The organism is Klebsiella aerogenes, assembly GCA_029027985.1.
GTDB classification, from domain to species: domain Bacteria; phylum Pseudomonadota; class Gammaproteobacteria; order Enterobacterales; family Enterobacteriaceae; genus Klebsiella; species Klebsiella aerogenes_A.
The window spans coordinates 4,070,832-4,092,682 of the sequence record CP119076.1 but is presented as its reverse complement, the minus strand read 5'-3'; the positions used below and the strand labels follow the sequence as shown (position 1 = coordinate 4,092,682).

General features: G+C 56.1%; 18 protein-coding genes, 1 pseudogene and 1 riboswitch. Of the genes and pseudogenes, 9 read left to right on the top strand and 10 right to left on the bottom strand.

The window, feature by feature from the left end; genetic code table 11:
• Window positions 1-6: 6 nt before the first annotated feature.
• The gene (araB, locus tag PYR66_19395) at window positions 7-1,716 is read right to left on the bottom strand and encodes a ribulokinase (GenBank protein WEF27422.1); all 1,710 of its coding nucleotides are present in this window, start codon (window positions 1,714-1,716) and stop codon (window positions 7-9) included.
• A 335-nt stretch (window positions 1,717-2,051) separates the two neighbouring features.
• Between araB and araC the strand changes: the two genes are divergently transcribed.
• Both araC and PYR66_19385 read left to right on the top strand, forming a co-directional pair.
• A complete protein-coding gene (araC, locus tag PYR66_19390; protein ID WEF27421.1) occupies window positions 2,052-2,897 on the top strand; it encodes an arabinose operon transcriptional regulator AraC in 846 nt (281 codons plus the stop codon).
• A gap of 128 nt (window positions 2,898-3,025) precedes the next feature.
• Complete coding sequence (locus tag PYR66_19385; protein WEF27420.1) at window positions 3,026-3,793, top strand: DedA family protein; 768 nt, start codon at window positions 3,026-3,028, stop codon at window positions 3,791-3,793.
• Here the strand turns inward: PYR66_19385 and thiQ are convergent.
• The 4 genes from thiQ to sgrR form a co-directional block, all read right to left on the bottom strand.
• The gene (gene thiQ / locus PYR66_19380; GenBank protein ID WEF27419.1) at window positions 3,780-4,481 is read right to left on the bottom strand and encodes a thiamine ABC transporter ATP-binding protein ThiQ; all 702 of its coding nucleotides are present in this window, start codon (window positions 4,479-4,481) and stop codon (window positions 3,780-3,782) included. The two genes, PYR66_19385 and thiQ, sit on opposite strands and share 14 nt — an antisense overlap.
• The gene (thiP, locus tag PYR66_19375; protein WEF27418.1) at window positions 4,465-6,075 is read right to left on the bottom strand and encodes a thiamine/thiamine pyrophosphate ABC transporter permease ThiP; all 1,611 of its coding nucleotides are present in this window, start codon (window positions 6,073-6,075) and stop codon (window positions 4,465-4,467) included. Before thiP ends, thiQ begins: the two co-directional genes overlap by 17 nt.
• Complete coding sequence (gene thiB / locus PYR66_19370; protein WEF27417.1) at window positions 6,051-7,034, bottom strand: thiamine ABC transporter substrate binding subunit; 984 nt, start codon at window positions 7,032-7,034, stop codon at window positions 6,051-6,053. The genes thiP and thiB overlap by 25 nt, the downstream gene beginning before the upstream one ends.
• Before the next feature lie 31 nt (window positions 7,035-7,065).
• A riboswitch (TPP riboswitch) is annotated at window positions 7,066-7,156 on the bottom strand.
• A gap of 37 nt (window positions 7,157-7,193) precedes the next feature.
• Complete coding sequence (gene sgrR / locus PYR66_19365; GenBank protein WEF27416.1) at window positions 7,194-8,849, bottom strand: HTH-type transcriptional regulator SgrR; 1,656 nt, start codon at window positions 8,847-8,849, stop codon at window positions 7,194-7,196.
• An 87-nt stretch (window positions 8,850-8,936) separates the two neighbouring features.
• Here sgrR and PYR66_19360 point away from each other — a divergent pair, with 87 nt between their 5' ends.
• Together PYR66_19360 and PYR66_19355 are read left to right on the top strand one after the other, a co-directional pair.
• Window positions 8,937-9,089 carry a glucose uptake inhibitor SgrT gene (locus PYR66_19360; protein WEF27415.1) on the top strand — a complete coding sequence of 51 codons (153 nt, stop codon included), beginning with the start codon at window positions 8,937-8,939 and terminating at the stop codon, window positions 9,087-9,089.
• Window positions 9,090-9,253: 164 nt separating this feature from the next.
• Window positions 9,254-10,432 (top strand): sugar efflux transporter, encoded by a 1,179-nt coding sequence (locus PYR66_19355; protein WEF27414.1) that lies wholly within the window; start codon window positions 9,254-9,256, stop codon window positions 10,430-10,432.
• A gap of 76 nt (window positions 10,433-10,508) precedes the next feature.
• Here PYR66_19355 and leuD read toward each other — a convergent pair whose 3' ends face one another.
• The 5 genes from leuD to leuL all read right to left on the bottom strand — a co-directional run bounded on the left by leuD (window position 10,509) and on the right by leuL (window position 15,370).
• Complete coding sequence (leuD, locus tag PYR66_19350) at window positions 10,509-11,114, bottom strand: 3-isopropylmalate dehydratase small subunit (protein WEF27413.1); 606 nt, start codon at window positions 11,112-11,114, stop codon at window positions 10,509-10,511.
• A 10-nt stretch (window positions 11,115-11,124) separates the two neighbouring features.
• Window positions 11,125-12,525 (bottom strand): 3-isopropylmalate dehydratase large subunit, encoded by a 1,401-nt coding sequence (gene leuC, locus PYR66_19345; protein ID WEF27412.1) that lies wholly within the window; start codon window positions 12,523-12,525, stop codon window positions 11,125-11,127.
• Window positions 12,526-12,527: 2 nt separating this feature from the next.
• Entirely contained in the window at window positions 12,528-13,619 is a 1,092-nt protein-coding gene (leuB, locus tag PYR66_19340) for a 3-isopropylmalate dehydrogenase (protein ID WEF27411.1), read from the bottom strand.
• Complete coding sequence (gene leuA, locus PYR66_19335; protein ID WEF27410.1) at window positions 13,619-15,190, bottom strand: 2-isopropylmalate synthase; 1,572 nt, start codon at window positions 15,188-15,190, stop codon at window positions 13,619-13,621. The genes leuB and leuA overlap by 1 nt, the downstream gene beginning before the upstream one ends.
• 93 nt (window positions 15,191-15,283) lie before the next feature.
• Complete coding sequence (gene leuL / locus PYR66_19330) at window positions 15,284-15,370, bottom strand: leu operon leader peptide (GenBank protein WEF30510.1); 87 nt, start codon at window positions 15,368-15,370, stop codon at window positions 15,284-15,286.
• Window positions 15,371-15,975: 605 nt separating this feature from the next.
• Between leuL and leuO the strand changes: the two are divergent.
• The 5 genes and pseudogenes from leuO to mraZ all read left to right on the top strand — a co-directional run bounded on the left by leuO (window position 15,976) and on the right by mraZ (window position 21,851).
• Window positions 15,976-16,943, top strand: a pseudogene (leuO, locus tag PYR66_19325) (transcriptional regulator LeuO).
• A gap of 388 nt (window positions 16,944-17,331) precedes the next feature.
• Complete coding sequence (gene ilvI / locus PYR66_19320) at window positions 17,332-19,056, top strand: acetolactate synthase 3 large subunit (GenBank protein WEF27409.1); 1,725 nt, start codon at window positions 17,332-17,334, stop codon at window positions 19,054-19,056.
• Between the two features lie 2 nt (window positions 19,057-19,058).
• A complete protein-coding gene (ilvN, locus tag PYR66_19315) occupies window positions 19,059-19,550 on the top strand; it encodes an acetolactate synthase small subunit (protein ID WEF27408.1) in 492 nt (163 codons plus the stop codon).
• Between the two features lie 198 nt (window positions 19,551-19,748).
• A complete protein-coding gene (cra, locus tag PYR66_19310; protein WEF27407.1) occupies window positions 19,749-20,753 on the top strand; it encodes a catabolite repressor/activator in 1,005 nt (334 codons plus the stop codon).
• 639 nt (window positions 20,754-21,392) lie between these two features.
• A complete protein-coding gene (gene mraZ, locus PYR66_19305; GenBank protein WEF30509.1) occupies window positions 21,393-21,851 on the top strand; it encodes a division/cell wall cluster transcriptional repressor MraZ in 459 nt (152 codons plus the stop codon).

Here is a 21,851-nt window from a genome sequence, read left to right as displayed (position 1 = left end):
GTATCCTTAATGGGTGAGCGCTGCCTGAGATTGCGGGGCGTTTTCCGCCTTTGCAGCCGAAGGGAGATAGTGTTGTTCCGCGCTAGCCGACCACTGCTGGTAGCGCTGATACAGTTGTTCGAAACGTTGCGCCTGCTGTGGGCGCGGCTGTAGCGTGCTTTCCACTTCGCTTGCCATGTTGCGCTGCGCGGCAGGGATATCCTGATAGACCCCGGCGGCAACGGCGGCGAAGATAGCGGCGCCCAGCGCGCAGCACTGATCGGAGGCGACAATCTGCAGCGGGCGATTCAGTACGTCGCAGCAGGCCTGCATGATGACCGGGTTCTTGCGCGCGATGCCGCCCAACGCCATCACGTTATTGACCGGGATGCCTTGTTCGGTGAAGCACTCCATAATGGCGCGCGCGCCGAAGGCGGTGGCGGCAATCAGCCCGCCGAACAGCGCCGGCGCATCGGTGGCGAGATTAAGATCGGTAATCACGCCTTTCAGACGCTGGTTGGCGTTCGGCGTGCGGCGGCCGTTGAACCAGTCCAGCACCACCGGCAGGTGATCGAGAGACGGATTGGCGGCCCAGGCTTCGGTCAGCGCAGGCAGCAGCTGTTTTTGACTGGCGCTGATCTGTTCGCGCAGTTCCGGATGCTGTTGGGCAAGCTGCGCCAGCGGCCAACCGAGAATGCGGCCGAACCAGGCATAGATATCGCCGAAAGCTGACTGCCCGGCCTCCATGCCGATGAAGTCCGGCACCACGCTGCCGTCCACCTGACCGCAAATGCCTTTAACCGTGCGGTTGCCGACGCTGTTTTTATCGGCGATCAGGATGTCGCAGGTGGACGTGCCGATGACTTTGACCAGCGCATTGGGCTGCGCCCCGGCGCCGACCGCGCCCATATGGCAGTCGAAGGCACCGCCGGCAATGACGACCGTCTCCGGCAGACCCAGGCGCTGCGCCCACTCGGCAGTCAGGTGGCCAACCGGGAGATCGGCGGTCCAGGTGTCGCGGAATAGCGGCCAGTCGAGGTGTCTGTTGATAATCGGGTCGAGCTCGTCGAAGAAGCTGGCGGGCGGTAGGCCGCCCCAGCTTTCATGCCACAGTGATTTGTGTCCGGCGCTGCAGCGGCCGCGGCGGATATCCTGCGGGCGGGTGGTGCCGGAAAGCAGGGCAGGTACCCAGTCGCAGAGTTCAATCCACGATGCCGCCGCCTGCGCGACGGCGCTATCTTCGCGGGTGACGTGAAGGATTTTGGCCCAGAACCATTCGCTGGAGTAGATACCGCCAATGTAGCGCGAGTAATCCTCTTTACCCGGCGTGTGACACAAGCGGGTGATGGCTTCGGCTTCTTCCACCGCGGTATGGTCTTTCCACAGCACGAACATGGCGTTTGGGTTGTCGGCGAATTCTTCGCGCAGCGCCAGCACGTTGCCGTCAGCGTCAATGGGGGCCGGGGTTGAGCCGGTGCTGTCGACGCCGATGCCGACGACCGCCGCGCGCTGTTCCGCGTTTAATGCCGCCAGCACGCTTTTCACTGCCGATTCCATGGATTCAATGTAATCGCGCGGATGATGGCGGAAGCGGTTATTCGGCCCATCGCAGAACAGACCTTCCTGCCAGCGCGGATACCACTCTACGCTTGCCGCCAGCTCCGCGCCGGTGGCGCATTCCACCGCCAACGCGCGTACAGAGTCACTACCAAAATCGAGGCCAATTGCAATTGCCATCCTGTTACTCCATGCAAAAATCATTCATAAAGCAACAGTAGATAGCCACGGCAAAATCCGTCAGGCCGTATTCGCTAATCTTATGGATTATTTTGCTGTCACCTCGCAAAGTGTGACGTCGTGCAAATATTCGATGTGGACTTTTCTGCCGTATTTATAGACACTTTTGTTATGCGCTCAATCCGCAAAGAAAGCATGCTGTGGGCGGTTTTTCGGTCGCCATGCGGGTTTTTGCTTAAATTTCCACCGGCGTCGCAGTCGGCGTGGCGCAGTTGGCGATAAAATGATGAATATGGACAATTGGTGTCAAAGTTACCCTGGGGAGAACGACGCTTATGGCCGAAACGCAAAACGATCCGCTGTTGCCGGGTTACTCCTTTAACGCCCATCTGGTCACCGGCTTGACGCCGATTGAGGCGCAAGGATACCTGGATTTCTTTATCGACCGTCCGCTGGGCATGAAAGGCTATATTCTTAACCTGACGATCCGCGGCGAGGGGGTGATCAAAAACCACGGCGAGCAGTTTGTCTGTCGTCCCGGCGACATGCTGTTGTTCCCGCCGGGAGAGATTCACCATTACGGCCGTCATCCGGACGCCAGCGAGTGGTATCACCAATGGGTTTACTTCCGTCCGCGCGCCTACTGGCATGAGTGGCTTAACTGGCCGACGATCTTTGCGCAAACCGGTTTCTTCCGCCCGGATGAGCAATGGCAGGCGCGGTTTGGCGAACTGTTCGGGCAGATTGTCGATGCCGGGCAGGGCGCGGGGCGTTATTCCGAACTGTTGGCGATTAATCTGCTTGAGCAATTGCTGCTACGGCGCATGGAAGCGATTAACGAATCGCTGCACCCGCCGTTGGATAACCGGGTGCGTGACGCCTGCCAATACATCAGCGACCATCTGGCGGACAGCCATTTCGATATCGCCAGTGTCGCCCAGCACGTCTGCCTGTCGCCTTCGCGTCTGTCGCACTTGTTCCGCCAGCAGTTGGGGATCAGCGTGCTCGGCTGGCGGGAGGATCAGCGAATTAGCCAGGCCAAATTACTGTTGAGCACCACGCGGATGCCGATTGCCAGCGTAGGGCGCAATGTCGGCTTTGAGGATCAGCTTTATTTCTCGCGGGTATTTAAAAAATGCACCGGCGCCAGCCCAAGCGAATTCCGCGCAGGATGTGAATAAAAAGTAAAGAAAGTGAAATGATGACCCGCTTAAATGTCACAGCCAGTAAACTATTAAGACAATTGGTGGCTTGACGGCGCCGCGATGGCTCCGGAGAATCCGGACTTCGTTTTTTAACCGGGTACATTATGCAGGCATTGCTGGAACATTTTATCACCCAATCACCGGTCTACTCTTTGCTCGCCGTGATGCTGGTGGCATTTCTGGAGTCACTGGCGCTGGTGGGGCTTATCTTACCCGGAACGGTCATGATGGCCGGTCTCGGGGCGCTTATCGGTAGCGGCGAGGTTAACTTCTGGCAGGCGTGGCTGGCGGGGATCATCGGCTGTTTGCTCGGCGACTGGATCTCATTCTGGCTTGGCTGGCGTTTTAAAAAGCCGCTGCATCGCTGGTCGTTTATGAAGAAAAACCGCGCGCTGCTGGAGAAAACCGAGCATGCGCTGCACCAGCACAGCATGGTGACGATACTGATTGGCCGTTTCGTCGGGCCGACGCGCCCGTTGGTGCCGATGGTCGCCGGGATGCTCGACCTGCCGGTGGCGAAATTTGTGTTGCCGAATATCATTGGCTGCCTGTTCTGGCCGCCGCTCTATTTCCTGCCCGGTATCCTTGCCGGCGCGGCAATTGATATTCCTGCTGATGAAAACAGCGCCAGTTTTAAATGGCTGCTGTTGGGCGCGGCGTTGCTGATATGGCTGGCGGGATGGTTATGCTGGCGGCTATGGCGTAGCGCGAAAGCCTCCGGCGATCGTCTGACCCGCTGGTTACCGCGTGGCCGTCTGCTGTGGTTGGCGCCGCTAATAGCCGTGCTGGCGGTGGCGGCGTTGATCCTGGTGCTCCGCCATCCGCTGATGCCGGTCTACCTTGAGATCCTGCATAAGGTTATCTCGCGCTAATCCCCAGCAGAGGCGAGGCGCTGCTGTTGCCGCTTAACAGCTCGGCAGTGGCGCCATCCCAGGCGATCCGCCCATCGGCCACCACGACGGATCGCGGCGCGATCCGCGCTGCATCTTCGACGCTGTGCGATACCATCAGTAAGGTTAGCTGTTGCTGCTCGCACACATCGGCGACCAGCGTGAGCATTTCCTGCCGCAGCGCCGGATCGAGCGCCGAGAAGGGTTCATCGAGCAGCAGCACCGGCTGCTGACGCACCAGGCAGCGAGCCAGCGCCGCACGCTGGCGTTGGCCGCCGGACAGCTCCCCCGGCAGGCGCTCCAATAGTGCATCAATCCCCATTTGTCCGGCAATCGCCGTCACCTTCTCCTGCTGTTCGCGGCTTAACTTGAGCCCCGGGTGGATCCCGAGACTAATATTCTGCCGGATGGTCAGGTGATTAAACAGGTTATTCTCCTGGAACAGCATGGAGACCGGGCGTTGCGCTGGCGGCGTTGTCGTATGCGCTTCGCCGTTAATCAACAGGCTGCCGCTGGCGGGCGGCAGAAAACCGGCAATCAGGTTCAGCAGCGTGCTCTTCCCGGCGCCGCTGGGGCCGAGCACGGCGATGCGTTCGCCGCGTGCGACGCTGAGGGTAAAACGCATCGGCAAATGCTGATACAGCCAGGTGACATCATTGAGTTTTAGCATCGCGCCCCGGTAGTTTTTCGATCACAGTAAAGAGTACAAAACACAGTAATAACAGCAGGAGCGCAGTCACCGCGCCGTCCTGGCTGCGGTAGGAGCCTATCTGCTGATACAGGTAGAATGGCAGCGTGCGGAAAGCGTCGTTGCCGAACAGCGCCACAACGCCGAAGTCGCCGATCGACAGTACGCAGGAGAATGCTAATGCCTGCGCCAGCGGTTGTTTAAGCGCTCGTAGTTCGACCACTCGTAAGCGGGTAAAGCCCTGCATGCCTAAAGAGTGGCACAAGGCGCCATAACGGGCGGCGATATCGCGCATCGGGTTTTCCAGCACTTTCATGGCGTAAGGGATCGCCATCAGGGCGTTGGTGAAGATGACAATACCATCGGCGGATTCCGGCAGACCGACGCTGTTATTGAGCAACAGGAAGAAGCCGGTCGCCAGCACAATCCCCGGCATCGCGAGGATGAGCATGCCGCTGAGCTCCAGCGTCTGCCCGGCCAGCGGCAGGTTGCGGGCGCGCAGTTCTCGGCTGCTCCACAGCAGCATCATGGTTAGAGTGACGCTAAGCAGACCGGCAGCGATGGCGATACGCAGCGAGGTCCATAGCGCCTGCCATAGCGCGGGTTGGCTCAGCACCTTCGGCAGGTTGACGTTCAGGCCATCGACGAGGACCGCCAGCAGCGGCGGTAGGAGCAGCAACAGGGCGATGGCGATCAGCGCGCCATCGCATAAGCGGCTATGCAGACGGTCGTCGGGGTCGCGCCAACCCTGGACCTGGCTGGCGCCAATCGCCAGCGCTTTGCTCAGCCGCTGACTCAGTAGTACCAGCCCAAGACAGCAGATCATTTGAATCAGCGCCAGCAGCGCCGCCCGTGCCGGGTCGTAATCGAAGCTCAACGCCTGATAGATGGCCAACTCGATGGTTGTCGCTCGCGGCCCGCCGCCGAGCGACAACACGGTGGCGAAGCTGGCGAAGCACAGCATAAAAATAAGCGCGGCCACCGGTGGGATCTGCCGACGTAGCCACGGCCACTCGACGAAACGGAAGAACGCATAGCCGCGCATACCTAATTGGGCGGCGATTTGCCGCTGTTCGCCGGGAATGTTTTCCAACGCCTGCAACAGCAGACGGGTCGCCATTGGCATATTAAAGAACACGTGGGCCAGCAGAATGCCCTGTAACCCGTAAGGCGAGAAGTCCCACTGCCAGCCGAGCGTATGAAACAGCGCGGCCAGCCAGCCCTGACGGCCATAGACGCTGAGAATGCCAAACACCGCTACCAACACCGGCAGAATCAGGGTCATCGCGCACAGGCGCAGCAGCAGCGTGCGCCCCGGGAAACGGCGGCGATACAGCGCGCGAGCAAGAAATATCGCCGGTACGACGGAAAACAGCGCCGATAGAAACGCCTGCCAGAATGAGAAGCGTATAACGTGCCAGAGATAGCTATCGCTGAGGATCGTCCGCCAGGGTGCCTGCGGCGCTTCCAGCCACAGCGCCAGAAAGGCGGCCAGCGCCACCACCGCGAGTAAAAAGGCGGCCGCGGCGCCTGGTATGAGCCAGCCGAAACTTAGCGGCTGACGGCGCGTTGCCATGAACCAACCCAGTTTTGACGTTCAGCAGAGACCTGCTGCGGAGTGAACTGCAGCGTCGTTTGCGGTTTGACCAGCGTAGCGAAACCGGCCGGTAGCGCGACCTGGGTCACCGGATACATCCAGTTGCCGGTGGGAATGGCGTTCTGGAAGCCAGGGGAAACCATGAACTTGAGGAATTTCTCCGCCAGTTCCGGCTGCTTGCTGGCGGCGGTACGCGCGGCCACTTCAACCTGCAGATAGTGGCCTTCGGTAAAGTCGGCCGCCGCATAGTTGTCTTTTTTCTCTTCGATGATGTGGTAGGCCGGTGAGGTGGTGTAGCTCAGCACCAGATCGCTTTCGCCTTTCAGGAACAGACCGTAGGCTTCGCTCCAGCCTTTGGTGACGGTAACCGTTTTCGCCGCCAGCTTCTGCCAGGCCTCCGGCGCCTTATCGCCATAAACTTTCTGCATCCACAGCAGCAGGCCGAGCCCCGGGGTACTGGTGCGTGGATCTTCATAAATCACACGCCATTTTTGCGGGCTCTCAACCAGTTCTTTCAGGCTTTTGGGCGGGTTTTTCAGCCGGTTTTTGTCATATACGAAAGCGAAGTAACCGTAGTCGTAAGGCACGAAAGTGTCATTCTCCCAACCTCCGGGTACGTTGACTGCGCTGACCGGAACGCCGCTTTTGGCGAACAGTTTGCTCTGCGCCGCTGCCGCCAGCAGGTTATTATCAAGACCCAGCACAACATCGGCCTTGCTGTTTTTACCTTCCATCCGCAGGCGGTTAAGCAGCGATACGCCATCTTCCAGAGCGACGAATTTCAGTTCGCAACCGCAGTCGGCTTCAAACGCTTTTTTCACCGCAGGACCAGGACCCCAGTCGGCGGAGAACGAATCGTAGGTGTAAACGGTCAGGACGGGTTTAGCAAAGACCGGCGCGGCAACCAGCGCCAGTAGGGGAAGCAGTTTTTTCAACACTTTGCACCTCAGTAAATGGGGAGGCAAAGGATTTTGAGTCAGCCTCAAATCCCTTCGCTGGCGTTATCCGGATCAGGTTCGACGGGTATTTTCTCAGCCTTTCAGCACCCCGTTGAGAACGGCGATAGTGTAATGATTTTGTCAGATGACGGAAAGTCTTCAGGGCTCCGGCGGGGCGAACCATGCCGATTTGAAGTCAAACCAACCGAGGGTGTTCATACGCACCCCGCGCATACTGCGCTGTCCCTGAATCATCAGCCAGTGGTGAATCAGCGGCACGATATGCTGCTGGACCAGGAGTTGCTGGCTCCAGGTCGCCGGGTTGAATTCACCCGCGCGCCAGCGGCTGGCGTCCGCTTCCCAGTCGATGGGGATGCAGTGATGGATAAGCGGCACTTCATATAAATAGGCGAACAGGGAAAAATCGATCGGCAGCGTGAAGTTGGCGCTGTTGAGCCAGATATCGCTCACCGCTTCACCGCGATGCCAGTCGTCATACTCTAGTTCCTGTATTTCTAGCTTCACCTGATGTTCCGCCAGCAGCGTGCGCATGATCCCGCCGATCACGCGATGTTCGACGTGATCGCGGTAGTAGGTGAGGGTGACCGACTCCAGTCCCGCTGGTTTCTCGCAGGTGTGGCTGCGGGCATGGTGCCAGCGCGGCAGCAGGCCGTAGGCCGGGAACCAGTTGCCCTGATAGTGCTCGCCCGCGTGGTAGAGCAGGTTGGCGGGCTGGAATAGATGGCTGAGCCAGCGGCGAACCTCATCGTTGCGACCCAGCGGGCTGCGGCAATCAAACAACAGGTAGTAGCAGCCTTCTTCCAGGCGACTCTCCACCGCTTTTTCGCTTTCGGTATTGCCCTGTAGGGTTAACCCGCAGCTGGGCTCTTCGCTAATTTCCGGCAGCACCCAGACGTTGACCTCATCGATAAGCGCCCGGTAGCCGAAGTAATCCTCGAAGGCGTGGATTTTCAGCTGGTTTTGATTGTTGCGCGCCACCGCATAGGGGCCGGTACCAATGGGCATACTGGAAAAGCGGTTCATCGTCCGCCATTCGTGCGGCAGCATCATCGCCGGGACCTGACCCAGCAACCACGGTAGCCAGCGATCCGGCTGACTGAGGTGAATATCCAGCGTCCAGGCGGTCGGTGAGATGATGCGCGTGATATGTGAAAACAACGGCAGCTCTCTGCTGCGCTGCAACGAAGAGATGACGTCAGTCATTTCCAGTTCGCGGCCGTGATGGAAATGAATGCCGGGGCGCAGGAAAAAGCGCCAGTGGGTTGGCGAAATCTGCTGCCAGTGGTGAGCGATGTCGGCCTCCAGTTCCCCGTTTTCCTCATTTACCCGCGTCAGGGCGCTAAAAATCTGCCGGGCGATGTGGGTCTCCGAGCGGCGCAGCGCGCTGCCGGGCAGCAGATTTTTCATCGGTCGATAGTAGAGCACGCGCAGGATATGCCGCCCCTGGCGGAAGCTACGGCCAAGATGTGAAATCAGCATTTGCCTGACGGCCGCTTTATCGCCGACCAACTGCACCAACTGGTCGATGCGGTCCTGCTCCAGCAAATCCTCGGCGCGCTGCTGCTGCAACGCCAGCCCGGTATAGAGGAAAGTCAGCCTGGAACGCTTGCCGCGTCCGGCTTCGGATTCCCATGCCAGCCAGCCGCGTTCCGCCATCATATTGAGCAGCGTGCGCATATGGCGGCGCGAGCAGCTGAGCATTTCCGCCAGCTCGTTAAGGGTCGTCTCTTGCGACTTACCCTCGCAGCACTGCCATAAGCGGATGAACTGTTGTTGCAAACGACTGGAAGACATAAAAGGGGAACTCCTGACGAAAACTCAGCAATTTATGAGTTCCTATATTAGGTCAATAATGAATCTCGATGAAGTAAGGAGATGAATATGACGAGGTCAACCACCAGACAGTTCTATCAACGGTACTTTTCTGCGACGCAGGATGCGTCCTGGCTGGCCCGCCTGTTGGCAGGAAAACAGCAGAAGATGCTGGAGGAACTGATGCAGTGGGGAGTTACGTCGCCGACCTCCGATCGTTGACTTGCAGACATCATGTGTGACTGAGTATTGGTGTTATACTCGCCGTCTTTCAGGCTGTAGGCAGCATTGGCTGCAACTCGAAATCCATAGAGTATAGAATCACCCGCCAGCAGATTGCTTCTGCTGGCTTTTTTCGTTTACTTCGCGTGTGTTAAGGATATTTCATGCTGTGGTTAATGACGATGGGGCGACGGCTAAACGGCGTGTATGCCGCTTTTATGCTGGTGGCTTTTATGATGGGCGTGGCGGGAGCCCTGCAAGCGCCGACGCTCAGCCTGTTCCTGAGCCGTGAAGTCGGCGCGCCGCCGTTTTGGGTTGGCCTGTTTTATACGGTGAATGCGATTGCCGGCATCCTGGTGAGCCTGGCGCTGGCGAAACGATCGGACAGCCGCGGCGATCGGCGGCGCCTGATTATGTTCTGTTGCCTGATGGCGGTGGGCAACGCCCTGCTGTTCGCTTTCAACCGCCACTACCTGACGCTTATCACCTGTGGCGTGATGCTGGCCTCAATCGCCAACGCCGCGATGCCGCAGCTGTTTGCGCTCGCCCGTGAATATGCCGATAGTTCGGCGCGGGAAGTGGTGATGTTCAGCTCGGTGATGCGCGCCCAGCTGTCGCTGGCGTGGGTTATTGGCCCACCGCTGGCCTTTATGCTGGCGCTCAACTATGGCTTTACTGCCATGTTTTCTATTGCCGCCGCCATTTTCGTGATTAGCCTGACGCTGATTGCCCTGACGCTACCGTCGGTGGCGAGGGTCGAACAGCCCGCCGACGTGGTGCAGAACCAGATTAGCGGCTGGAAGGACAGCAACGTACGGATGCTGTTTATCGCTTCCACGCTGATGTGGACCTGCAACACCATGTATATCATCGATATGCCATTGTGGATCAGCAGCGATCTCGGTCTGCCCGATAGTCTGGCGGGGATCCTGATGGGGACGGCGGCGGGGCTGGAAATTCCGGCGATGATCCTCGCGGGTTACTACGTGAAGCGCTTCGGTAAGCGGCGGATGATGGTGACGGCGGTGGCCGCTGGTGTGCTGTTCTACGTCGGGCTGATCTTCTTCCACAGCCATACCTCGCTGTTGGTGCTTCAGCTATTCAACGCGGTGTTTATCGGTATTGTCGCCGGGATCGGCATGTTGTGGTTCCAGGATCTGATGCCCGGTCGTGCGGGGGCAGCGACCACGCTGTTTACCAATAGTATTTCAACCGGGGTAATTCTGGCGGGGATTATTCAAGGGGCGCTGGCGCAGAGCTTTGGCCATTTCTCGGTGTACTGGGTGATTGCCGGGATTTCGCTGGTGACGCTGGTGCTGACCGGGAGGGTCAAGGACGTTTAGTCTGGTGCCGTCCCGGCATCGCTGCGCTCGGCCGGGCTACCAATGAATGTCGGTAGCCCGGACAAGGCGTTACGGATTACTGCATAAACGCCGGCTGCTTGTTTTCGTAAGCCGAAATAGCGTCTTCATGCTGCAGCGTCAGACCGATGCTATCCAGCCCGTTGAGCATGCAGTGGCGGCGGAAGTCATCGATTTTAAAGCTGTAGGTTTTATCCCCTGCTTTAACCACCTGTGCTTCCAGATCCACTTCAAACTTGATGCCTGGGTTAGCCTGTACCAGCGTGAACAGCTCATCGACCTGTGCATCGCTAAGGGTGACCGGCAGCAACTGGTTGTTGAAGCTGTTGCCGTAAAAGATATCGGCAAAGCTTGGCGCGATCACCACTTTGAAACCGTAATCGGTCAGTGCCCACGGCGCGTGCTCACGCGAGGAGCCGCAGCCGAAGTTTTCCCGTGCCAGCAGGATCGACGCCCCTTTGTATTGCGGGAAGTTGAGCACGAACTCCGGGTTTGGCTGCTGTCCCTGGTCGTCAAGGAAACGCCAGTCGTTGAACAGATGCGCGCCAAAGCCGGTGCGGGTGACTTTCTGCAGGAACTGCTTCGGAATGATCGCATCGGTATCGACGTTTGCGGCATCCAGCGGAACCACCAGGCCAGTATGTTGGGTAAATTTCTCTGCCATGATGGTCTCCTTATTTCATGCTACGGATATCGGCGAAATGGCCGGTAACGGCTGCCGCCGCGGCCATGGCCGGGCTGACTAAATGGGTGCGCCCGCCGCGGCCCTGACGGCCTTCAAAGTTACGGTTGCTGGTAGACGCGCAGCGTTCGCCCGGGTTCAGGCGGTCGTTGTTCATCGCCAGACACATCGAGCAGCCTGGTAAGCGCCACTCAAAACCGGCTTCGATGAAAATCTTATCCAGACCTTCCGCTTCCGCCTGTGCTTTTACCGGACCGGAGCCAGGAACCACCAGCGCCTGCACGCCTGGAGCCACTTTACGGCCTTTGGCGATTTCCGCCGCCGCGCGTAAATCTTCGATTCGCGAGTTGGTGCAGGAGCCGATAAAGACTTTATCGATCGCGACTTCGGTCAACGGTACGCCGGATTTCAGACCCATATAGGCCAACGCTTTTTCGGCGCTGGCGCGCTCGACCGGATCGCTGAACGAAGATGGATCCGGGATGATGTCAGTGACCGAGATCACCTGGCCCGGGTTGGTGCCCCAGGTCACCTGCGGCGCAATCTCTTCCGCCTGCAGCGTCACCACGCTGTCAAAGGTCGCGCCATCATCGGTTTTCAGGGTCTTCCAGTATGCTACCGCGTCGGTGAAATCCTGACCCTTCGGCGCGTGCAGACGGCCCTGCACATAGTTGAAGGTGGTCTCGTCCGGAGCGACCAACCCCGCTTTGGCGCCCATTTCGATCGCCATATTGCACAGGGTCATACGGCCTTCCATGCTCAGATCGCGGATGGCTTCGCCGCAGAACTCCACTACGTGGCCGGTACCGCCGGCGCTGCCGGTTTTACCAATGATCGCCAGCACGATATCTTTCGCGGTAATGCCCGGCGCTGCTTTGCCTTGCACTTCAATTTTCATCGTCTTCGCGCGGCCCTGTTTCAGGGTCTGGGTCGCCAGGACGTGCTCAACTTCGGAGGTGCCGATACCGAACGCCAGCGCGCCGAACGCGCCGTGGGTGGCGGTGTGGGAATCGCCGCAAACAATGGTCATTCCTGGCAGCGTCACGCCTTGTTCCGGCCCCATGACGTGAACGATGCCCTGGAACGGGTGGTTCAGGTCATACAGCTCAACGCCGAACTCGTTACAGTTTTTAATCAGTTCCTGCATCTGGATGCGGGCCATTTCGCCGGACGCATTGATATCTTTGGTCTGCGTAGAAACGTTGTGATCCATGGTGGCGAAGGTTTTACCCGGCTGGCGCACCGGGCGACCATGCGCGCGCAGGCCGTCAAAGGCTTGCGGCGAAGTCACTTCGTGCACCAGATGGCGGTCGATGTACAGCAACGGGGTTTCGTTTTGCGCTTCATATACCACATGCGCATCAAACAATTTTTCGTATAACGTTTTCGCCATGATTACACCCCTTCAGCGACATAGCGGGCAATGATATCGCCCATTTCATCAGTACCGACCGCCGCCGCGCCGCGCGCTAAGTCGCCGGTGCGGATGCCTTCTTCTAAAACGCGGTTGATAGCGTGTTCAATGGCGCTCGCCGCGTCGTCAGCATCGAAGCTGTAGCGCAACAGCAGCGCCAGCGACAGGATTTGCGCAATGGGGTTGGCGATATTTTTGCCGGCGATGTCCGGCGCAGAGCCGCCAGCCGGTTCATACAGGCCAAAACCTTGTTCATTGAGGCTAGCGGAGGGCAGCATGCCCATCGAACCAGTGATCATGGCGCATTCGTCTGACAGGATGTCGCCAAACAGGTTGGAGCACAGCAGCACGTCGAACTGGGACGGGTCTTTAATCAGCTGCATCGTCGCGTTATCGATATACATATGCGCCAGCTCAACGTCCGGATACTCTTTGCCGATTTCGCTGACGATTTCGCGCCACAGAATAGACGACTGCAATACGTTGGCTTTATCGATAGAGGTTACTTTATGGCGGCGTTTACGCGCGGATTCAAAAGCGATACGCGCGATGCGTTCGATTTCAAAGCGATGGTACACCTCGGTGTCGAACGCTTTTTCGTGCTGACCGCTGCCTTCGCGGCCTTTTGGCTGACCGAAGTAGATGCCGCCGGTCAGTTCGCGAACGCACAGAATGTCGAAGCCGTTGGCGGCGATATCGGCGCGCAGCGGGCAGAATTCTTCCAGACCCGGATACAGTTTGGCCGGGCGCAGGTTGCTGAATAATTTGAAGTGCTTACGCAGCGGCAGCAGCGCGCCGCGTTCCGGTTGCTCGGCCGGCGGCAGATGTTCCCATTTTGGGCCGCCGACGGAGCCGAACAGAATCGCGTCAGCCTGTTCGCAGCCTTCGACGGTGGCTTTCGGCAACGGGGTGCCCTGACGGTCGATGGCGATGCCGCCGACGTCATACTGGCTGGTGGTGATACGCATAGAGAAACGGTTACGTACGGCTTCCAGTACTTTCATCGCCTGGTTCATCACTTCCGGGCCAATACCATCACCCGGCAAAACGGCAATATGGTAATTCTTCGACATTACACGGTTTCCTTATTGTTTTCTTTATTCTGAGCCTGGCGTTGCAATTCTTTTTCAACTTCGGCGGCGCGCCAGATGTTGTTCAGCACGTGCACCATCGCTTTGGCGGAGGATTCAACGATGTCGGTCGCCAGACCGACGCCATGGAAGCGGCGGCCGTTATATTCAACGACGATATCGACCTGGCCCAGCGCATCTTTACCGTGGCCTTTGGCGCTTAAGCCGTATTTCACTAAGTCGATGTTGTAGTCGGTCACGCGGTTAATTGCCTGGTAGATAGCATCAACCGGGCCGTTGCCGTTAGCGGCTTCGGTTTTCACTTCATCGCCGCATGCCAGCTTGATAGAGGCGGTGGCGATATCGCTGGAGCCAGACTGGACGTTAAAGTAATCCAGGCGGAAATGCTCTGGCTCTTCCTGCTGCTTATTGATAAACGCCAGCGCTTCCAGATCGTAATCGAAGACCTGGCCTTTTTTATCGGCCAGTTTCAGGAATGCGTCGTACAGATGATCCAGGTTGTAATCGCTCTCTTTGTAGCCCATCTCTTCCATACGGTGTTTCACCGCCGCACGTCCGGAACGTGAAGTCAGGTTCAGCTGTACCTGGTTCAGACCAATGGACTCCGGGGTCATGATTTCGTAGTTTTCGCGGTTCTTCAGCACGCCGTCCTGGTGGATACCGGAGGAGTGGGCGAAAGCGCCAGTGCCGACGATGGCTTTGTTGGCCGGGATCGGCATATTGCAAATCTGGCTAACGGTCTGACTGGTGCGCCAGATTTCGTTGTGGTTGATGTTGGTGTGCACGTTCATGATGTCTTTGCGCACTTTGATCGCCATGATCACTTCTTCCAGCGCGCAGTTACCGGCGCGTTCGCCGATACCGTTCATGGCGCCTTCTACCTGACGAGCGCCGGCATGGACGGCGGCGAGGGCGTTGCCGACGGCGATGCCCAAATCATCATGGGTATGAACGGAAATAATCGCTTTGTCGATATTTGGCACACGCTCATACAGGCCGCTGATGATATTGGCGTATTCAAACGGCATGGTGTAGCCAACGGTGTCCGGAATATTAATGGTGGTGGCGCCAGCGCGGATAGCCGCTTCGACGACGCGAGCCAGATCGTCAATCGGCGTACGCCCTGCGTCTTCACAGGAGAATTCGACGTCGTCGGTATAGTTACGCGCACGTTTCACCATATGAATCGAGCGCTCGATGACGTCATCCAGGGTGCTGCGCAATTTGGTGGCGATGTGCATCGGCGACGTCGCGATGAAGGTGTGAATGCGGAACGCTTCGGCAACTTTTAAGGATTCCGCCGCCACGTCGATATCTTTCTCAACGCAGCGCGCCAGAGCGCAAACGCGGCTGTTTTTGATCGTGCGGGCAATGGTCTGCACTGATTCAAAATCGCCCGGGGAAGACACCGGGAAACCGACTTCCATCACATCGACGCCCATACGTTCAAGGGCCATGGCGATCTGCAGCTTCTCTTTCACGCTCAGGCTGGCCTGTAACGCTTGTTCCCCATCACGTAAGGTCGTATCGAAAATAATGACTTGCTGGCTCATGGTTTAGATCCTTAATCTGTTGCCTGGCGCCTTGCTTCGAGCATAAAAAAACCCGCGCAATGGCGCGGGTTTAGTGTCTTGCTGGAAGATGACTTAACGCTGAACGTCGCCCAACAGCCTACCGCGCATAATGGATGCGTTTAGTAGTAGTAGGCTGGTGAAGCGAGTGGTGCGAATCATGCGTCATACTCCAGTGGAAATCGATATGCTTTTAGAGTTACTGGATAGCGGTTTTGATGTCAACCCCAGGGAACATAAAAACTGCTTTTAGCCGGTCAGGTGAATTAGCTAATTGTGCTGGTTTATATGTCGTTTGTCGGACGATCCTATTTGAGACCCTGGCCCTGTTTTTGAAAAAAAGAGAACATTTTGAAAAAATTATTTTCATTCAGGGACTCAATACGTATTGGCGCCGCCTAAGTAGTATCATAATGAAATACAAGCGATTAGAGGAGAGACGCTATCTGATTTTGCGACGTTATTGCCCGGGAAAAGATAATGAAGTGTTAATTTCTATCAGGCGAAAACTAGATAGTTAATTAATGCTTAAATTGGAATTCACTGTTAGTGGTGTTGTTTATTTTTATGATCTATGGGTACACTTTATATCATCAAGTAAACGATATGTTTTGGGCGGGTTCCGGTGATGTCCAGTGCGGTTTTTCGTCGCCACTCATAACCTTGATATATTCCTAAAATTCAATTTTGCCCTTTTGCAGATTTAATATACATGATAAATGATATTGTCTTAATTAATTACTGCACTTTGGTAAAAGGAATTTAGCGTGACGGTGGAGTCAGATATGTTAATTGAAAATACTGAATATAAATCAGCCCCGGGACAGGAAGTCGTCAAACCACAACTGCGAATGGTGGATCTTAACCTCCTGACAGTGTTTGATGCGGTGATGCAGGAGCAAAATATTACCCGTGCGGCCCATTCGCTCGGGATGTCGCAACCGGCGGTGAGCAACGCGGTATCACGTCTTAAAGTGATGTTTAATGATGAACTGTTTGTCCGCTATGGCCGCGGTATTCAGCCGACAGCGAGGGCCTACCAACTATTCGGCTCCGTGCGTCAGGCGTTGCAGTTGGTGCAGAATGAGCTACCGGGTTCCGGCTTCGAACCGCTGAGCAGCGGCGGGCATTTAACCTCTGCGTGTGTAGCCCGTTGGATAATTATTTAACCTCTCTTATATTTAATAAAGTGAGTGCAATCGCGCCAAATATTCATTTGGTCTTTAAATCAGCGCTACACCAAAATACTGAACATCAGCTGCGCTATCAGGAAATTGAATTTGTTATCGGGTATGAAGAGTTCCGTCGCCCGGAATTCGCCTGTATCCCTTTATTCAAAGATGAAATGGTTCTGGTTGCCAGTCGTAAACATCCGCGTATTTCCGGCCCGCTAACGGAAGCGGATATTTATCAGGAAGAGCATGCTGTTGTCTCATTGGATCGCTATGCGTCATTTAGCCAGCCATGGTATGACTCCGTTGATAAACAATCCAGTATCGCTTATCAGGGCAATGCGATGGTCAGCGTTTTAAATGTGGTTTCGCAAACCTATATGGTGGCTATCGCGCCGCGCTGGTTAGCGAGTGAATTTGCTGGGAAATTAGATTTACAGCTATTACCGCTGCCGTTGAAGGAAAATAATCGCACCTGCTTCCTGTCCTGGCATGAAGCGGCCGGGCGCGATAAAGGCCATCAGTGGATGGAAGAATTACTGGCGAATATTTGCCAGCGCTAATACATTATCCGAAAACGGGAGCGAAAGCTCCTGCTTGTATTGTTGTTTAATAAAAAATCAGAATATTATTCTGTTTATTGCTGTGGGTTATGGCGGCTCGACGGTGAAAAATGGATGATTTTCTGCCGTAAGCCATTTTCCCCGAGTATTGGCTATCCCATTTTCTTATTCTTGAAGCAATCCTCCATATATTCTACCAGATGCTTTCTTTTCTGCTTTTAACGCGGGCGATATACGCCGGGAGGCTAATTGCCTGCCTGTTGGCGAGCAGTTATGGTAATGCTCAGCAAGTCGTTCACCTCAATGCACTGCCTGTGGCTTTGCATCATACGACGGGCGCGGAAAATGACTTCTGCCGTCGTGAAAACCATAAGCCTGGAGGCAAACCATGGAGATGTTGTCAGGAGCCGAGATGGTCGTCCAATCGCTGGTCGATCAGGGCGTCAAGCAAGTATTCGGCTATCCCGGAGGCGCAGTCCTCGATATCTATGATGCGTTACATACCCTTGGCGGCATCGACCACGTGCTGGTACGCCACGAGCAGGCTGCGGTGCATATGGCTGACGGCCTGGCGCGCGCAACCGGCGAAGTCGGCGTCGTGCTGGTGACCTCCGGCCCGGGGGCGACAAACGCGATTACCGGTATCGCAACGGCTTACATGGATTCCATTCCGCTGGTGATCCTTTCCGGGCAGGTCGCTACTTCGCTGATTGGCTACGATGCCTTCCAGGAATGCGACATGGTTGGCATCTCGCGCCCGGTGGTCAAACACAGTTTTTTGGTGAAGCAGACTGAAGATATTCCGGGGATCCTGAAAAAGGCTTTCTGGCTGGCGGCCAGCGGTCGTCCTGGCCCGGTGGTGGTTGATTTGCCAAAGGACATTCTCAATCCGGCGAATAAACTGCCTTACGTCTGGCCGGATGCGGTGAGCATGCGTTCCTATAACCCGACGACCAGCGGTCATAAAGGGCAAATTAAGCGCGCGCTGCAGACGCTGGCGACGGCGAAAAAACCGGTCGTCTACGTCGGCGGCGGGGCGATCAACGCGCAGTGCGAGGCGCAGCTGCGTACGCTGGTCGAAAAACTCAAGCTGCCGGTGGTCTCTTCTTTAATGGGCCTGGGGGCGTTTCCGGCGACCCATCAGCAGGCATTGGGCATGCTGGGCATGCATGGCACCTATGAAGCCAACATGACCATGCACCATTCCGACGTCATCTTTGCCGTCGGCGTGCGTTTTGACGATCGCACGACCAACAATCTGGCGAAGTACTGCCCGAACGCAACGGTGCTGCATATTGATATCGATCCGACATCGATCTCCAAGACGGTGCCAGCGGATGTGCCGATCGTTGGCGATGCGCGGCAGGTGCTCGATCAAATGCTGGAACTGCTGGAGCAGGAAGAAAGCCAACAGCCGCTGGATGAGATCCGCGACTGGTGGCAACAGATTGAACAGTGGCGTTCCCGTCACTGCCTGCAATACGACACGCAAAGCGGCAAGATCAAGCCGCAGGCGGTGATCGAGACTATCTGGCGCCTGACGAATGGCGATGCCTACGTCACGTCCGACGTTGGTCAGCATCAGATGTTCGCCGCTCTCTATTATCCGTTCGATAAGCCAAGGCGTTGGATTAACTCCGGCGGCCTCGGCACGATGGGTTTTGGCCTGCCTGCCGCGCTGGGCGTGAAGATGGCGCTGCCAAACGAAACCGTTATCTGCGTCACCGGCGACGGCAGCATCCAGATGAACATCCAGGAGCTTTCCACTGCGCTGCAGTACGAGCTGCCGGTACTGGTGTTGAACCTCAACAACCGCTACCTCGGGATGGTGAAGCAGTGGCAGGATATGCTCTATTCCGGCCGTCATTCGCAGTCCTATATGGAATCGCTGCCGGACTTCGTCCGCGTCGCGGAAGCCTATGGTCACGTCGGTATTCGCATCAGCGAGCCGCAAGAGCTGGAAACGAAGCTGGCGGAAGCGCTGGAACAGGTGCGCAATAACCGCCTGGTGTTCGTTGATGTCACGGTGGATGGCAGTGAGCATGTGTACCCCATGCAGATCCGCGGCGGCGGCATGGACGAAATGTGGTTGAGCAAAACGGAGAGAACCTGATTATGCGCCGGATATTATCGGTATTACTGGAGAACGAATCGGGGGCATTATCCCGGGTGATCGGCCTGTTTTCGCAGCGTGGCTACAATATTGAAAGCCTGACCGTCGCGCCGACCGACGATCCGACACTGTCCCGCATGACGATTCAGACGGTGGGCGACGAGAAAGCGATTGAGCAGATCGAAAAGCAGCTGCATAAGCTAGTGGACGTACTGCGGGTGAGTGAGCTCGGCCAGGGATCCCACGTTGAGCGTGAAATCATGCTGGTTAAAGTACAAGCCAGCGGCTATGGCCGCGAAGAGGTGAAACGTAACACTGAAATCTTCCGCGGGCAGATCATTGACGTGACGCCTTCTATCTATACGGTTCAGCTCGCCGGGACCAGCGATAAGCTGGATGCCTTCCTGGCCTCTTTGCGCGATGTCGCGCGCATTGTCGAAGTGGCGCGGTCCGGCGTGGTCGGGTTGTCGCGCGGTGATAAAATTATGCGTTAACAACCGGAAACGCTGACGTAAAAATAGCCCGACACAAACTGTCGGGTTATTTTTTTGCGAATTCGGTGGGAACTGTGGACGAAAGCGGTTGCCGCGCTAACTATTCTGCGTTTAGATGTTATAAAAATGAATCTGTATACTCTAACGAGTATATTTGCTGAATGGTTATGTTTTGTACTTCTTACCCAAGGGGCAATTGTGAAACTGGATGAAATCGCCAGGCTGGCCGGTGTTTCAAGAACCACCGCGAGCTATGTGATTAATGGCAAAGCGAAGCAGTATCGCGTCAGCGATAAAACGGTCGAAAAGGTGATGGCAGTGGTGCGTGAGCATAACTACCACCCGAACGCGGTTGCTGCTGGCCTGCGTGCAGGACGTACGCGTTCTATCGGTTTGGTGATCCCCGACCTCGAAAATACCAGTTATACCCGTATTGCGAACTATCTGGAGCGCCAGGCGCGTCAGCGCGGCTACCAGCTGTTGATCGCCTGTTCGGAAGATCAGCCGGATAACGAAATGCGTTGTATTGAGCATCTGCTGCAGCGCCAGGTGGATGCGATCATCGTGTCGACGTCGCTGCCGCCGGAGCACCCGTTCTACCAGCGCTGGGCGAACAATTCTTTCCCGATTGTCGCCCTCGACCGTGCGCTTGACCGCGAACACTTCACCAGCGTGGTCGGCGCGGATCAGGATGATGCTGAAATGCTCGGCGCCGAGCTGCGCCAATTCCCAGGCGACACGGTGCTGTATCTCGGCGCGCTGCCGGAACTGTCGGTAAGCTTCCTGCGCGAGCAAGGGTTCCGTACCGCCTGGAAAGACGATCCGCGTGAGGTGAACTTCCTGTATGCCAACAGCTACGAGCGTGAAGCCGCAGCCCAGCTGTTTGAAAAATGGCTGGAAACGCATCCGATGCCGCAACTGCTGTTCACCACTTCTTTCCCGTTGCTGCAGGGCGTCATGGACGTCACGCTGCGTCGTGAAGGGAAGCTGCCGTCTGAGCTGGCCATCGCCACCTTCGGCGATAATGAACTGCTCGATTTCCTGCAGTGTCCTGTACTGGCGGTCGCTCAGCGCCACCGCGATGTTGCTGAGCGCGTGCTGGAGATTGTTCTGGCCAGCCTTGATGAACCGCGTAAGCCAAAACCTGGTTTAAGCCGTATTCGTCGCAACCTGTATCATCGCGGCAGTTTGAATCGTCGTTGATGCCGACAGTGATGAAAGACCAGGATTATTCGTAGGTTATTCGCCAGATGGATTAGCATCTGGCGATATTCCATACAATTTACGTAGAGAATCGTAAATCTATTCGCTTTCAGACAAATCCCTAAACTTCTTTACGCCTTATTTTGTTTTATTCTGGAGAACAATTTTTTTGTATCGAAATGGTGCAAGAAAAAGCGCAGCGGCATTCATTTGTATTATTTTGTTACATTCACCGGAATAATTGTTGAATTAACAATCGCTTTATCGCTCCTTCGCGGATGACGATTGCGCCAGGCCGCGGCACATGTGCTTCTCCGTCCACAAGTGGTACTGTTAACGGGCATCATAATGGCCTAAAATGCCGCTCGCGTCGCAAACTGACACTTTATATTTTCCCGCCGAAGATATTTTGTCGCTTTTAACTGTTACGAGTTTGTCGGTTATTTTCTTACACGTATTCATAACGTTAATTTGCCTCGTTTGTTGGTGATTTTTTCATCAGGGCTAATATCGGCTGTAAATAATGGGTTTTTGCGCTCTGTTGGCATTAGTGCTGGCTTGACAAGCTTTTCCTCCGCTCCGTAAACTCCTTTAGGTGGGAATTTGTGGGGTAAAGTGGCGAAAAGGGGTGAGGCTGGCATGTTCCGGGGAGCAACGTTAGTCAATCTCGACAGTAAAGGCCGTTTGGCCGTACCGACGCGTTACCGTGACGGGCTGATCGAGGATGCTTCTGGTCAAATGGTATGCACCATTGACATTCATCACCCGTGCCTGCTGCTTTATCCCTTGCCTGAATGGGAAATCATTGAGCAAAAATTGTCGCGTTTATCGAGCATGAATCCCGTTGAGCGGCGTGTACAGCGCCTGCTTTTGGGGCATGCCAGCGAATGTCAGATGGATAGCGCCGGACGATTGCTGATCGCGCCGGTGTTACGGCAACATGCCGGGCTGACAAAAGAAGTGATGCTGGTCGGACAGTTTAATAAATTTGAACTGTGGGATGAAACGACCTGGTATCAACGGGTCAAGGAAGATATCGACGCTGAGCAGTCCGCTACCGGTGAACTGTCGGAGCGCCTGCAGGATTTGTCTTTATAA